This is a genomic window from Cellulophaga sp. RHA19, from assembly GCF_002813425.1.
Taxonomy (GTDB): Bacteria; Bacteroidota; Bacteroidia; order Flavobacteriales; family Flavobacteriaceae; genus Cellulophaga.
This window is the reverse complement of record NZ_PHUL01000001.1, coordinates 2,878,372-2,892,991: the sequence shown is the minus strand read 5'-3', so window position 1 is coordinate 2,892,991 and position 14,620 is coordinate 2,878,372. Positions and strand designations below refer to the sequence as shown.

Genomic DNA, 14,620 nt, shown 5'->3' with positions numbered 1-14,620 from the left:
TTTTTATATATTCAAATTTAATAATAATCTAACATTTTCTGATAAATTATTAATTTTTATAACAATATCTCTTCTAATTTGTTACTTTTATTTCTCAATTTATAAAATTTTCCTCTAAATGGAATTCAATAATAAAACAATTTCTTCAGAAGAGCAGTTATTACTGTACAAACGTATGATAAAGCCGCGTTTAATTGAAGAAAAAATGCTTATTTTATTACGTCAAGGCAAAATTTCTAAGTGGTTTAGTGGTATTGGTCAAGAAGCCATTGCTGTTGGTGTCACTAGTGCCTTACAAAAAAACGAATATATTCTTCCTATGCACCGTAATTTAGGTGTGTTTACAACTCGTGATATTCCTTTATATAGACTATTTTCTCAATGGCAAGGAAAAGCAAACGGTTTTACCAAAGGTAGAGACCGTAGTTTTCATTTTGGGACACAAGAATTTAATATTGTTGGAATGATATCTCACCTTGGCCCACAATTAGGTGTTGCAGACGGTATTGCTTTAGCTAATAAATTAAAAGATAATGGCAAAGTAACAGCTGTTTTTACAGGAGAAGGCGCTACCAGCGAAGGTGATTTTCATGAGTCATTAAACGTTGCTGCTGTTTGGCAACTTCCTGTATTGTTTTGTATAGAAAATAATGGCTACGGCTTATCTACGCCAACAAAAGAGCAATATTATTGTGAGCATTTGGTAGATAAAGGTATTGGTTACGGCATAGAATCTCACCAAATAGATGGTAACAATATAATAGAGGTATATAGTAAGGTTAACCAATTGTGTGAAAGCATTAGAAAAAATCCTAGACCAATATTAATAGAGTTTTTAACTTTTAGAATGCGAGGCCATGAAGAGGCTAGTGGTACTGCTTATGTGCCAGATGCATTATTAGATGAGTGGGCAAAAAAAGATCCTATTGCAAATTACGAAGTTTTTTTAAAGAAAAATAATGTTTTAAATGATGACTTAATTGTAGGTATTACAGCTAATTACAAAGCTGAAATAAATGATAACTTGCAAGTTGCTTTTGAAGAGCAAACAATAACGTCTACAGTAGAAAACGAATTAAATGATGTTTTTAAACCTTTTAATTTTGAAGAAATTTTACCTGTAGGTGAATCTAAAAATATACGTTTGGTTGATGCTATTTCTCAAGGCTTAAAACAAGCTATGGAAAAGTATAAAAACCTTGTAATTATGGGACAAGATGTTGCCGAATATGGTGGTGTTTTTAAAATTACAGAGGGTTTTGTTGCCGAATTTGGCACAGAACGCGTTCGGAATACGCCAATATGTGAGTCTGCTATAGTTTCTACTGCAATGGGCTTATCTATAAACGGGCACAAAGCTGTTGTAGAAATGCAATTTGCAGATTTTGTAAGTAGTGGTTTTAATCCTATAGTAAACTTATTAGCTAAGTCTCATTACCGTTGGGCAGAAAATGCAGATGTTGTGGTACGTATGCCCTGTGGTGGCGGAGTTGGTGCAGGTCCTTTTCACTCTCAAACAAATGAAGCTTGGTTTACCAAAATACCAGGTTTAAAAGTGGTGTATCCTGCTTTTCCTTATGATGCCAAAGGGTTATTAGCAACAGCTATAGAAGATCCTAATCCGGTTTTATTTTTTGAGCATAAAGGATTGTATAGAAGTATTTACCAAGACGTACCAGAAAATTATTATACATTGCCTTTAGGTAAAGCAAGCATTTTAAAAGAGGGTAGTGCCGTAACTATCGTAAGTTATGGTGCAGGTGTACATTGGGCTTTAAACACATTAGAAAACAATAAAGATATTAGCGCAGATCTTATAGATTTACGTTCGTTAGCTCCTTTAGATAAAGAAACAATTTATGCATCTGTTAAAAAAACAGGCCGACTTATAATTTTACAAGAAGATACTATGTTTGGAGGTATTGCTAGTGATATATCTGCAATGGTAATGGAAAATTGTTTTGAGTATTTAGATGCGCCTGTAAAGCGTGTAGCTAGTATAGAAACACCAATACCTTTTGCTAGAGACTTAGAAAATGAATACCAATCTAAAAATAGATTTGAGCAAGAACTAAAAAATTTGCTAGCATATTAAAAACTAGCAAATTTTTTAGAGCCTAAAAGACTACTTAAAAGTTAAGATGAAAACAGAATTAATATGTTTTCATTTTAGCTTTTCTTTTTTCTAATTGTCTGCTTAAATCATCTACACTAGATGTTATAGCAGCTTCGTAAGATGCCTCACTAGATTCTGAAAATAATCTAGGTCCTGGTGCACTTAAACGTACGCCAATTACTTTTCCTGTTTCAGGCGAAGAAGTATTTTCTTTTTTAAAGAAAATGTCTGCACTTACAATAAAGTCGTACTTGTTTAAAAGTTTATCAATTTTTTTAGCTACTAAAATTTCTAAGCGGTTACTTGCTGTAACACCATCGTAGTGAAAGTTTATATTCATAGGTCTAGTATTTTATTTGAAGATACATATAGTACACTAAAAAATCAAATGTTTAAACCTAATATTATATTAAAGTTAAAACATTGTTGCTAGTTCTAAATTTAAGACATTAAAAATTAATAGGTTGTATAATTACTAAATACAAAAAAAAGCACAACAATTAAGTTGTGCTTTTAGTAATTTAATGATAAATAGCAATTACTCCTGCAATTCCAGGTCTGTAATAATGCTAGTAGTTGTTTCTTCTTCTGTTTCTGCATCAACAACAGTTTCAGATTCGTATGTAATAGCAAACGTTTTACCTTTAAAGGCTTCGTCAGATAAATCATACTTACCTAATGCTTCTGCACTTACTCCTTGAAATTCCAAAGTAGATCCATCTTCCGCAGAGAATTGATATACTTCGTTTTCAAATCCAGCATAAGTTGCAGTTACATTTTCTGTTGATACTAAAGAAGTTACAGCCGTAGCTAATGCAAATAATACAATTGATAATGTTTTCATAGTGTTCAAATTTATTTAGGGTTAATAACTGGTATATCTACGCACAAAAAATAGCTTTAGATGTTGTAAAAATTTACTTTTATGTATTTTTAATATGTATAAGTTATAAATTTAACATAATAAACAAATTTAAATCACTTAAAATCAACACTTTATTTGTTTTGTAAGAAAATATGTTAAATTTTAGTTTTATTGGTATTTATAACTGAAATGCGTTGTAGAATAGCAATGTATTTGAAGTTTTTATTCATCTTTTAGCAATTCTAAGTCTACAAAACGTTTTTAATCTCCTCTTCTTAGGTTCCTGTAAATATTTCTGTAGAAACAAAGTTGAAACAGCTGTACCTAAAACTTAGTGTTCTCATAAACCTTTGTTTAAAGGTTAAATTCTATGTACGTTTTAGCTATAATCCCTAGATGTTATAAAAGTCATAAATATGTAGTTATTTTTATTATATACTGAGTAAATGATAAATAATATAGGTTTATATTGTAAAACCCTTTGTTTTAAGGGTGTTTTAAAATTAATATTTCAATATTGATGTTGTAAAAAAAGTAGTACAACTCATCTAACATTAGTTTAATAACTTTGATTTTTATAATTTGAGAACTTGTACCAATAAGTTATTAGAGTAACCACTATATAAATGAATGAGCTTTTTAATAAAATAAAAGAATTAAAAGACGAAAGTTTAAGGTCTAAGCATGAGCAATTAGTAACTGGTATTATAAATGCTATTAATGACAAGGATTTAAAAAAGGGAGATCGTTTGCCTTCTATTAATAACATGGTAAAGGAAGTTGGTTTTGCCCGTAAAACTATCGTTAGGGCTTATGAAGACCTTAAAGGAAGAGGCATTGTAGAGTCTAAAAACTTTAAAGGCTATTATATAGCTAACATAAATACAAAATCTAAGCTAAAAATTGCTTTGTTATTATATGCGTTTCAGGCTTTCCACGAGGATTTTTACAATACATTTAGAAAAGAGCTTGGTAAAAAATACCAAATAGATATTTTTTTTCATCATAATAACCTAGAGGTTTTTAAAAATATAATAGATACTGTTAATGGTAAATATGGGATGTATGTTATAGCGCCTATTCCTGTACCAGAAGTAGGGGTAATGCTACGCCAAATACCATCTGAAAAATTGCTTATTATAGATAGATATATAGAAATGCCACAGGAGTATTCTTTTATTTCTCAAGAGTTTGAAAACTCTACCTATCAAAGACTACAAGAATTATATGATGGTATTAAAAAGTATGATAAAATGATTCTTTTTTATAGAAGTGACTCTGATTATCCAGAAGGTATAAAAAATGGGTTTACAAGGTTTATTGATGATTACTCTATAAACGGATCTATACAAAAAACTCACAAACAAGGTAGTGTTAAAAAAAATACACTTTATTTTTTTATTAGTGATACCAATTTGTGGCAAGTGTTAAAAGACACAGTTCAAGAAGGTTACAAGTTAGGAGAAGATGTAGGTATTATTACGCATAATGATAGTGATGCTAAAGAAATTATTTTTAACGGCATTACCACTATTTCCGCGGATTTTAAAGAAATGGCTATTGAAGCAGCTACATTTGTTAAAGATAAAATTGCTGTTCATAAAATTATTCCCTCTCAAATAAAGAAGAGAAATTCTCTTTAGTATCAATACCTAATTTTTAGTCACAGTTTATTAGCTAATCTTTAAATTTATTTGCAAAAATTTGAAGATATGATATTTATGTATATATTTGCTTGTAGCATACTGTATCACAGTTTTGTTAAAATTGAAATAGAACAACTATAAACTTTAACACTTTATTAAATGACTAAGCAACAACTTAAGCTTTTGTTTTATGCAGCCATATTACTTATTGGCTTTGTAACAAATGCACAAACAAACACTGTAACAGGTACTGTTACAGATGGGGAATATCCACTACCTGATGTGAATATTTCTGTAAAGGGAACTACCAATGGAGTAATTTCAGATTTTGATGGTCTTTATACTATTAAGAACTTAACTTCTGGTGATGTTTTGGTATTTAGTTATGTTGGGTACATTACTCAAGAAATAGCATATACCAATCAAGAAACTGTAAATGTTGTAATGAAAGAAGATGCAGAAGCATTGGACGAAGTTGTAATTGTTGGTTACGGTACCTCAAGTAAAAGAGAGGCTACTAGTGCAGTAGCTACAATAAAAGGTAAAGAAGTAGTAAATACAATTGCTAGTAACCCAACAACGGCACTGCAAGGTAAACTGTCTGGTATACAAATTGAAGCTCCAGGTGGCCAACCAGGCGGATCTCCAAATGTGTTTGTAAGGGGTATAAACTCTTTAAGTAATGCTAACCCATTATACATTGTAGATGGTTTATTTGTAGACAATATGGATTATGTAAATCCAAAGGATATTGATGATATATCTGTATTAAAAGATGCCGCTGCTGCTGCAATTTATGGTTCTAGAGCAGCAAATGGTGTGGTTTTAATTAAAACAAATCATGGTAGAAAAAATCAGGCTTTAAAAGTAGATTTTAATGCCAGAGTAGGTGTAGATTCTCCAAGTAAAAAATTAGATTTTATTAATGGTGAGCAATATACCAATTACTTAAACCAACGTTTTATTAATGATGGTTCTGCTAACTCTGTAACTTGGAATGGAGTAAGTACAGATTGGCAAGAAGAGTCCTTACAATCTGGTATTGTAGAAGATTACGGATTGTCTATTTATGGTGGCGGTGAAGTTTCATCTTATTTTGGGTCTGTAAACTATTTTAACCAAGATGGTATTTTAGTAGGCTCTGGATTTAAAAGGTTAAATGCAAGGTTTAATTCTGAACATCAATTTAATAAATTAAAAATAACACATTCTTTAGGTATTACAGAAGGGCAGTTACAAAGTAATAATTGGTATGGTTTTGATGCCGTAACAGCACCAACAATTGCATTATTTAATCCAAATTATGAAGGTGGTTTTGATGGGCCTTCTTTGCCTATTCACGGTCCTGGTGGTTTAAACCAGTACGGCTTGGCATCTTTAGAAGATAATAAAGAAACTACAAGAACATTATTTACAAGCTTAAAGTTAGATTATGATATTACAGACAATTTATCTGCCGCTGTAAATTTTGGTTTAGATTATAGACACAGAAAAAATTACCAATTTACTCCAACGTTTGAGATGACAGATCCTAACAATCCAATAGATGCTGTGCGTAACTTAAATGTGGTAAATGATTTAACAAACTATACGCAAGAGGATGTAAACTTGTTGTTTGAGCCTACTATTAATTATAAAAAAACATTTAATGATTTACATAAGGTAGATGTTGTTTTAGGATATACAAGATTTTTAGAAAACCAGACAAGCAACGGTTTGTACGGTGAGGATACTCCTAGTAATAATACAAGAGTGGCTAGTGCTTTAGGTACGTTAATACAACCATTAGGTGAAGATAATAAAGCTGCTTTATTATCTTATTTTGGGCGTTTTAACTATGGGTATGACAGTAAATATTTATTTTCTGCTACAGTTAGGAGAGATGCATCATCTAGATTTAATAAAGACAATAGAGTTGGTTATTTTCCTGCTTTCTCTGGTGCTTGGAATATTAGTAGCGAAGACTTTTTTGAGTCAGAAACAGTTAACTTTTTAAAATTAAGAGTTTCATATGGTGAACTTGGATCTTATCCAGATGCTTTTTACCCAACACAATCAGTATTTTTAGCCAATCAGTCTAACACTAGCTTTGGTGGTACTTTAGCACCTGGACTAGCGCAAACAAGACTAGCAGATCCTGACTTAGTTTGGGAAACAACTAAAACTTTTGATATTGGTGTAGACTTAGCAATGTTTAACAATGCTCTTAAATTTACAGCAGATTATTACACAAAAAATGTAGATGATGCTCTAGTACCTATTAGTGTACCCTCTACTGCTGGTGTTAGTTTACCTGTTATTAGAAATGCTGGTACATTAGTAAATAATGGTTTTGAGTTTGATTTGAGTTACAAAAAATCTGATGGAGACTTTAAATATAATGTAAGCACAAATTTCTCTTTTAACCTTAAAAATGAAGCAAAAGATATACCTGCTACCATATTAGGCCCAGAAATAGATGAAGATTTGCGTATTGTAAACAGAACACAAGCAAATAGCCCTGTTGGTGCTTTTTATGGTTGGACGGTTGAAGACAAAGTTAATCCAGCTACAGGAGATTTTGTACGTGTTGATACTAGTGGAGATGGTATTGTAGATGAAAATGATATAGGTATTATTGGAGATCCAACACCAGATTTTACATATGGTTTAAACTTTACTGGAGAATATAAAAATTTTGATATTGCATTAAACTTTAATGGTGTACAAGGAAATGAAATTTATAACGTTGGTCGTTATTACAACATTTTATGGCAAGATGGCGGTAAACTAACAGAAGTTTTAAACTCCTGGACTCCAACCAATACAGATACAAATATACCAAGAGCTACAATTGCTGATGAGCAGGGTAATAGAGCTCCTTCATCTTTCTTTGTAGAAGATGGTTCTTTCTTTAGATTAAAAAATATAGAACTTGGATACAAATTTCCTAATGAAGTTTTAGGTACTGATTGGGTAAAAGATTTAAGAGTATCACTAAACCTACAAAATGTATTTGTAATTACTAGTTACAGCGGTTATGATCCTGATGTTGCCTCAACAAATGGTGGCCGAGCAAACATTAATTCTGGTGTGCCTGGTGTTAGAGCTGCTGTAAACCCTTTATTAGGCAGGGGTTTAGATGCTAGATCTTATCCAAATGCAAGAACAATTAGTCTTGGTGTAACAGCAAGTTTTTAAAAAATAACTCATACAATTATGAAAAATATATATAAAATAAAATCGCCTTTTAGTACGCTATTATTAGTATCTATGGTGTTTATCTCTAGTTGTTCTGATGATGTTTTAGATCAACCAAATAATAATGCAACCTCTACAGGGAATTTTGGTAATACAGCAGAACAAGTAGAAACGGCTATTAACGGAGCTTTTCATCCAATAACAGGAACTTTTTTCTGGGGAAGAATTATACACACTGGAGCATTTTTAAGATCAGATGAGTATAACGTAATACCTTTAGATCTTAATACAACAATGTCTACTCTACAAGGTAAACCAGGAGATCGTTGGTCTACAGAGCTTTGGCAAGAACTTTACAAATCTATTTCTAGATGTAATAATATAATAGTTAATACATCTAAAGAAAGTATTGCAGAAGAAGATTACAATCCTTTAGTTGGACAAGCATATTTTTTAAGAGCTTTTGATTATTGGTACTTATTAAACTTATATGGTAATGTTCCTATTATTCCAGATACTCCAGATTTTGACAATCTTTTACTAAACCAGGCTCCACAAGCAGATGTTTGGAAACAAATAATTGAAGACTTAGAAAAAGCAGAAACAATGTTACCTGAAAGTTGGGATGGCACCAATTTAGGTAGAGTAACGTCTGGTGCTGCTACAGCTTTAAAAGGTAAAAGCTATTTGTATATGAAAGACTGGACAAATGCACACCAAACATTAAGTACCTTGGTTGGTAAATATGCCTTATTACCAGCATCAGAATACGGAGATAATTTTACTGAAGCTAATGAAAACAATGCAGAATCTGTATTTGAATTACAATTTTTAGGTCAAACAAACTTTGTTTGGGGTTCAGATATTCCGCAAACTGGTACAATGGGTAATTTTCATATAGATTATGCTCCGCCAGCTAAATCTGCTGACAACGGACATATTTTTAATCCTTGGTTAAAAAAATTGTTTGAAGATAATGGAGATACGTTTAGAAGAAATGAAACTTTAGTTTATGATTACCCTGGTTCTACAGGTTACGGCGGGTCTGACTATTTTACAGATTTTGCAGAAGATATAGCTATTGCAGAAGATTTTGGTGTAGAACCTATATTCTCTAAAAAATATGCTGGTTTAGATATAGGAGAAAGAACAGAAGTTGATAGATTAGGGACTAATGTTGGTACTAATTGGAGGGTTATTAGATATTCTGATGTTTTACTAATGTTAGCAGAAGCATTAAATGAAGATGCACAAACAGCAGAGGCTATAGGATATTTAAATATGGTTAGAGAAAGAACAGGTTCTGGTTTAACAGCAACTACAGCTGTATCTCAAGACGAAGTTAGACAGGCTATAATAGAAGAAAGAGCAATGGAATTAGCTGGTGAAGGTCATCGTTATTTTGATTTAGTACGTTGGGGATTAGCAGACGATTATTTGGGAGCAACATCTTTACACGTAACAAATGGTGCACAACCTAATCATCCAAAATCTATTAGTGGTGGTACGTTTACTCCTGGTAGAGATGAAGTTATTTGGATTCCTAACTCAGAAAGAGATGCTAATCCTAATTTAAAACAGAATCCTAATTATTAAAGAATTGAGTTAGTTTTTTTTTGAATTTTTTTAATTTACAAATAAGAGCCAAGTTTTTATAACTTGGCTCTTATAACTAAACTCTTTATTATTTTGAAATATCTAATCTTTTATTGCGCCATTCTAACATTATTTTTCTCTTGTTCTAACCAAAACAAAGAGGAACGTTTTACGTACGTTACTACCAGTGACTCAAACCTAGATTTTAATAATACTATTATAGATAATGATAGCTTAAATATAGTTACGTTTCAATACATATATAATGGTGGAGGCGTTGGTATTGGCGATTTTAATAATGATGGTTTACAAGATGTTGTCTTTACAGGAAACCAAGTATCATCTAAAATATACTTAAATAAAGGCAAGCTTACTTTTTTAGATATTTCTGAAGAGGCCAATTTTACTACCAATTCTTGGGTAACAGGTGTTGCAATTGTAGATATTAATGCAGATGGTTGGGATGATGTTTACTTAAGCGTTGGCGGACCAAATTGTAATAACGACTGTAATAACTTACTTTTTATTAATCAAAAATTAAACAAAAATGGTGTACCAACTTTTAAAGAAGAAGCAGAGGCATACCAATTAAACGATCCTAGATACAGTCAACAAGCTGTATTTTTAGATTATGATTTAGATGGTGATTTAGATGTGTTTATTGGTCATAATGGCAAGGTTCGCTTTTCTCAAAATTCACCAGTACCAAAACATTATATGCCAAAAGAATTGGCAGATTATTTACTACGTAATGATAGTAAAAAAGGAGTAGACCATCCTATTTTTACAAATGTTTCAGATTCTTTGGGCATTACATATCAAGGGTTTTCATTGGGTGTAAGTGTACAAGATATTAATAATGACAATCTACCAGATATTTATGTTACAAACGACTTTTTAACAGAAGATTTAGTGTACCTAAATAAAGGTATAGACACTACAAATAACAAGCACAGAGGTTTTTCTGAAATAAATAAGAAATTTTTAAGTCAGCAAACCTATAATGCAATGGGTGTAGATATTGCAGATGTTACCAATAATGGGTATCCAGATGTGCTGGTTTTAGATATGTTTCCTGAAAACTACAGCAGACAAAAAAGTATGTTAGGGACTATGAACTATGATAAGTTTTTAACCTCTAAAAGAAATAATTACACACCGCAGTTTATGCATAATTCTCTGCAAATTAATAATGGATTATTAAAAGATTCTATTTTAAAGGCTAGTGAAACTAGTAATTTGTCTGGTATTGCTGCCACAGACTGGAGTTGGTCTCCTATGATGGTAGATTTTGACAATGATGGTGATAAAGACATATATATTACTAATGGCTATGTAAAAGATATTACAGATTTAGATTTTATAAATTACTCTAAGCAGAGTACTATTTTTGGCTCAGAAGATTCAAAAAACAAAAAATTATCGCAACTAATAGCTAAGGCTCCAGGTGTTTTTGTTCCAAACTATTTTTATGAGAATAACAATAGCTTAAAATTTACAGATGTTAGTACCAATTGGGTTTCTCCTAAAAACTCTTTTAGTAATGGTGCTGCTTTTGCAGATTTAGATAATGATGGAGATTTAGATATTGTAGTAAATAACATAAATCAAAATGCATTTATTCTCCAAAATAACACAACAACTTTAGAGCCACAATCTAACTTTTTAAGGCTAAAGCTTAAAGGAACATCAAAAAATAAAAAAGCAATTGGCGCAAAAGTAAATTTGTGGTCTAATGGTGTATTGCAAACGCAATACCAGTCGCTTACACGTGGTTATTTATCGTCTGTAGAACCAATTCTTCACTTTGGTGTAAAAACTACAAAGGTAGACTCTCTACAGGTTATATGGCCAAACAATTTGATTTCTACTTTGTATAACCCTAAAATTAATTCAGTTTTAGAAATAGATATTTCATCAGCTAAAGAAAACAATATAAAAACAGTTGCAACAGCAACTATATTACAAACCAATACATCTATTTTACCATTTACACATAAAGAAAATAGTGGACACGATTTTGTTTCTCAACATTTATTAATGCGCCAATACTCTAAATTTGGACCGTGTATAGCGGCTGCTAACGTAGATTTAAAAGTTGGAGATGAGCTTTTTATTGGTGGTAGCAAAGGAGAACCTTCTACTGTATGGACACAGAATAAGGACGGAGTTTATCAAATTACTCAAAAATTAGATAGTATTTATGAAGATACTGCGGCTAGTTTTATAGATATAGATAATGATAACGATTTAGATATTTACGTAGCAAGTGGAGGATCTGAGTTTGCTGAAAATTCACCTGAATTACAAGACAGAATTTACATTAACAACGGAAAAGGAGTTTTTTCCTTAGCTACTAATAATTTACCAAAAATAACAAATATTGGGTCTTGTATTGCTGCAAATGATTATGATAAGGATGGCGATATAGACTTTTTTATAGGTAGTAGATTGGTTAAAGGCCGTTACCCAACAACACCAGAAAGTAGCTTATTACAAAATAATTCGGGCATTTTTACTGCTATTAAAAACGATGCTTTAACAGGCATTGGTATGGTTACAGATGCAACGTGGCAAGACGTTAATAATGACGGTTGGCAAGATCTAATTGTAGTAGGAGAGTGGATGTCTATTTCAATTTTTATAAATAACAATGGTACCTTAAAAAAGAGCACTCCTAACTGGGTAAACGCTGCTAATAAAGCCACAGAAGTTTTGGGTTGGTGGAACACCATTAAAGCTGGTGATTTTGATAATGATGGCGATATAGATTTTATTGCTGGTAACCAAGGAGAAAATAGTTTTGTTTGCCCTAAAGAAAATAAACCTGTATACGTCTACAATAAAGATTTTGATAACAACGGAAGTATAGACCCTATTGTGGCGCAGTATTTTAACGACCCAACCAAAAATAACGTTTTACTTCCTGTACAAACTAGAGATGATGTTATGAAACAATTGGTTGTTTTAAAACAGAAATACAATAGCTATAAAGATTTTTCTAAACCAGATTTTGTAACACTATTAGATATAAAAAATTTAGATGAAGAAACGCTTAAAGCAACCACTTTTGCTAGCAGTTACATAGAGAACTTAGGCAATAACACTTTTAAAATAACCAAATTACCACAAGCTTGTCAGCTTGCTCCAATAAACGACATTCTTGTTAAAGACATAAATAACGATGGCTATTTAGATGCCCTTCTTGTTGGTAACGACACTACAGCAGAAACAATTTATGGCACAACAGAAGCTATAAAAGGAGTTTATTTAAAAGGTAGTGAAAATGGATTTAAAGTAATAAACACTGCTAATTCGGGTTTCTACGTACCACATCAATCTAACCATATAATAGAAGTAAATACAAAAGATAACAACAGCTTATTTATTGCAACGCAAAACAATACAAAAACACAAAACTTTACAATTAATAAAAATATAAAATGATAAAACAAACGACTATCATTTCTGCTGAAGATATACAAATAGAGGGTAATACAAGTAATTTTATTACCACAATAACCAACTTGTCTACACAAGACCAAGTAACTATATTTAATATTAGTATAAACGCTAAAGAAGCACAAATACCAGGACCAATTTCATTAAAATGGAAAATTCCTGCACATAACGTTAAAGGTGTTTGGAAGCCTACTACAGATTTTAATAAAAGAATACAAGCAGATTGGGAGTTGCAATTTATGGAGTCTCGCGTTTCTATAGACGCACCAATTATTAGCTTATTTGGTAATGACGATACAAACACGCATACTTTTGCGTGTTCTAATGCCATAAATATGCTTGAGTTAAATGCACAAATTAGAGAAGAAGATGATTGTTTCTACTGTTTTGTAACACTCTTTACAGAGCGTCATTTTCCTTTAAGTGAATTTAATATGCAACTTAGAATAGATGCTAGAGATATTCATTTTTCTGATGTATTAAAAGATGTTTCTAAATGGTGGGAAACTTTTGATGATTTACAACCTACAAGCGTACCAGAAATTGCAAATGCTCCTTTATATTCTACTTGGTACAATTTTCATCAAAATTTAGATGAAGACCTTTTAGAAAAAGAATGTAAAAAGGCTAGCGAATTAGGGTATAAAGCTATTATAATTGATGATGGTTGGCAAACAAACGATGACAACAGAGGCTATGATTATACGGGAGATTGGTTGCCAGAACGTATCACCAAAACAAAAGAGTTTGTAAGTAAAGTACACGCTACAGGTTTAAAAGTAGGCTTTTGGTATTCTGTACCTTTTTGCGGAAAAAAATCTAAAGCATACAAACGTTTTAAGGGCAAGTTTTTAACAGAAAACCACAGATGGGCTCCTGTTTTTGATCCCAGATACCCAGAGGTTAGAGATTATTTAATAAACATTTACAAATCGGCTTTAGTTGATTGGAACTTAGACGGATTTAAATTAGATTTTATTGATGATTTTAAGTTTTACCCAGAAACTAAAAAAGAAATTACCACAGATATGGATTATACGTCTGTTAATGAAGCGGTAGATAGACTGCTTTTAGACGTTATAAGTACTTTAAAAGCAATAAAACCAGATGTTTTTGTAGAATTTAGACAAAAATATACAGGTCCGGCTATGCGTAAATATGGTAATATGTTTAGAGCTTTTGATTGCCCTGGAGACGCAACTATGAACCGTATTAGAATAGCAGATATTAAAATGCTAGCTGGTAATACTGCAGTACATTCTGATATGATTACCTGGCATAATGATGAGCGTTTAGAAGTAGCAGCTTTACAACTTGTAAATACTTTGTTTGGAGTACCACAATTATCGGTTTTATTAAAAGATGCTCCACAAGAATTTTTAAATATGATTGGTTTTTATACCAAATATTGGAATAAAAATAAAGAACTGATTACAACGGGTAATTTTACACCTTTTAAGCCTTTAGCTAATTACCCTGTAAAGCAAGTTGTAAACCAAAATAAGTTGCTTTTAGGTGTTTTTGATGATTATGTGGCACAAATTAACAGCAAAACTCAATATATAGATATTTTAAACGGCAAGCTTTCTACTAGTTTAATTGTACAGAATACGCAAGATTTAGGTACATATACAGGAACAATTTACAATTGTGAGGGTACCGTAATAAGTACCAAAAAGTATGCTTTAAATAAAGGAATTTTAGCTGTAGAAATTCCGTCTTGCGGATTACTTAGATTAACACAAAAACAATAAA

Annotated in this window: 8 protein-coding genes; 6 read left to right on the top strand and 2 right to left on the bottom strand. The window is 31.6% G+C overall.

Annotated elements, in window-relative coordinates:
- The first annotated feature begins 118 nt into the window (after positions 1-118).
- Entirely contained in the window at positions 119-2,095 is a 1,977-nt protein-coding gene (locus AX016_RS12760; RefSeq protein WP_100895971.1) for an alpha-ketoacid dehydrogenase subunit alpha/beta, read from the top strand.
- 58 nt (positions 2,096-2,153) lie between these two features.
- Here AX016_RS12760 and AX016_RS12755 read toward each other — a convergent pair whose 3' ends face one another.
- A complete protein-coding gene (locus tag AX016_RS12755; RefSeq protein WP_100895970.1) occupies positions 2,154-2,456 on the bottom strand; it encodes an HPF/RaiA family ribosome-associated protein in 303 nt (100 codons plus the stop codon).
- A 198-nt stretch (positions 2,457-2,654) separates the two neighbouring features.
- Complete coding sequence (locus tag AX016_RS12750) at positions 2,655-2,960, bottom strand: hypothetical protein (RefSeq protein ID WP_100895969.1); 306 nt, start codon at positions 2,958-2,960, stop codon at positions 2,655-2,657.
- A gap of 647 nt (positions 2,961-3,607) precedes the next feature.
- Here AX016_RS12750 and AX016_RS12745 point away from each other — a divergent pair.
- From AX016_RS12745 to AX016_RS12725, 5 genes are all read left to right on the top strand, one after another.
- Positions 3,608-4,624, top strand: a complete 1,017-nt coding sequence (locus AX016_RS12745; RefSeq protein ID WP_100895968.1) for a GntR family transcriptional regulator — start codon at positions 3,608-3,610, stop codon at positions 4,622-4,624.
- 162 nt (positions 4,625-4,786) lie between these two features.
- A complete protein-coding gene (locus AX016_RS12740) occupies positions 4,787-7,807 on the top strand; it encodes a SusC/RagA family TonB-linked outer membrane protein (RefSeq protein ID WP_100895967.1) in 3,021 nt (1,006 codons plus the stop codon).
- Between the two features lie 18 nt (positions 7,808-7,825).
- Positions 7,826-9,403, top strand: coding sequence for a RagB/SusD family nutrient uptake outer membrane protein (locus AX016_RS12735; RefSeq protein WP_100895966.1), 1,578 nt, complete (start codon positions 7,826-7,828; stop codon positions 9,401-9,403).
- Between the two features lie 93 nt (positions 9,404-9,496).
- A complete protein-coding gene (locus tag AX016_RS12730) occupies positions 9,497-12,850 on the top strand; it encodes a VCBS repeat-containing protein (RefSeq protein ID WP_100895965.1) in 3,354 nt (1,117 codons plus the stop codon).
- The gene (locus AX016_RS12725) at positions 12,847-14,619 is read left to right on the top strand and encodes a glycoside hydrolase family 36 protein (RefSeq protein ID WP_100895964.1); all 1,773 of its coding nucleotides are present in this window, start codon (positions 12,847-12,849) and stop codon (positions 14,617-14,619) included. Before AX016_RS12730 ends, AX016_RS12725 begins: the two co-directional genes overlap by 4 nt.
- Position 14,620: the final 1 nt, after the last annotated feature.

What these genes read in the sequence shown, in the direction of transcription:
- AX016_RS12760 (WP_100895971.1), top strand. Translation starts at nt 119, where the DNA reads ATGGAATTCAATAATAAAACAATTTCTTCAGAAGAGCAGTTATTACTG.
- AX016_RS12755 (WP_100895970.1), bottom strand. Translation starts at nt 2,456, where the DNA reads ATGAATATAAACTTTCACTACGATGGTGTTACAGCAAGTAACCGCTTA.
- AX016_RS12750 (WP_100895969.1), bottom strand. Translation starts at nt 2,960, where the DNA reads ATGAAAACATTATCAATTGTATTATTTGCATTAGCTACGGCTGTAACT.
- AX016_RS12745 (WP_100895968.1), top strand. Translation starts at nt 3,608, where the DNA reads ATGAATGAGCTTTTTAATAAAATAAAAGAATTAAAAGACGAAAGTTTA.
- AX016_RS12740 (WP_100895967.1), top strand. Translation starts at nt 4,787, where the DNA reads ATGACTAAGCAACAACTTAAGCTTTTGTTTTATGCAGCCATATTACTT.
- AX016_RS12735 (WP_100895966.1), top strand. Translation starts at nt 7,826, where the DNA reads ATGAAAAATATATATAAAATAAAATCGCCTTTTAGTACGCTATTATTA.
- AX016_RS12725 (WP_100895964.1), top strand. Translation starts at nt 12,847, where the DNA reads ATGATAAAACAAACGACTATCATTTCTGCTGAAGATATACAAATAGAG.